At 38.2% G+C, this 212-nt stretch carries 1 protein-coding gene; it reads left to right on the plus strand.

Annotation, left to right across the window (positions count from 1 at the left end):
* Positions 1-212 (plus strand): helix-turn-helix transcriptional regulator (locus tag RRF55_RS29210; protein ID WP_439419483.1); only part of this gene is annotated, 212 nt, incomplete at both ends.

Raw genomic sequence — 212 nt, forward strand, 5'->3', positions numbered from 1 at the left:
TGGCCAAACTTTTCAAATAAATCAGCTGATCAATATACATCAAGTAGTAGAAATAGTAGGTGTAGCACGTTCGACAGTTTATGCAATGATGGATGAATATTCACCGTATTATGATCCAACTTTTCCAAAGAAAGTAAAGATCACCCAAAACCGTATCGGCTGGTCAGCTTTTGAGATCCATCAATGGATTGAAAGTAAGTTGGCGAGTCGTG

It is taken from the genome of Klebsiella sp. K47 (assembly GCF_051858335.1).
Lineage (GTDB): Bacteria > Pseudomonadota > Gammaproteobacteria > Enterobacterales > Enterobacteriaceae > Klebsiella > Klebsiella pneumoniae.